Annotated in this window: 1 protein-coding gene; it reads left to right on the top strand. The window is 74.7% G+C overall.

Translation table 11 applies throughout. The annotated features are described in order from the left end of the window. Window positions 1-494: ComEC/Rec2 family competence protein (locus AC2W7M_RS27250; RefSeq protein WP_486136373.1), on the top strand; the 494-nt coding region annotated here is incomplete at both ends.

Below are 494 nucleotides of genomic sequence, written 5' to 3'. Positions count from 1 at the left end.
CGCCCGACATGGGCGCGCCGCCGCCGTCCGTGCGCTTCGCCACCGCCGTCGACGCCATGCGCCAGGATCTCTCCGCCCGGATCCGCGCCGTGATCGGCGGCACGCCGGCCGAGATCGCCGTGGCGCTGGTGGCGGGCGACCGCTCCGCCATTCCCGACCGGGTGGAGGAGGGCATGCGGGTGTCCGGCCTCACCCACATCCTGTCCATTTCGGGCCTGCATATGGCGCTCGTGATGGGGACGCTGTTCGCCGCCGCGCGCGCCTTGCTGGCGCTGGTGCCGCCGCTGGCGCTCACCTGGCCCATCAAATCCATCGCCGCCGCCGTGGCGCTTTCGGGCGGGGCCTTCTATCTCGTCCTGTCCGGCAACGACGTGCCGGCGCAGCGCTCGTTCGTGATGGCGGCGCTGGTGCTGGCGGGCGTCGCCGCCGGCCGGCCGGCGCTCACTTTGCGCACCGTGGCGGTGGCGGCGGTGCTGGTGCTGGCGCTCTCGCCC

The sequence above is a fragment of the Xanthobacter sp. BG11Y11_SDJG genome, assembly GCF_057364445.1.
This window is presented reverse-complemented; position numbering and strand designations above follow the sequence as displayed.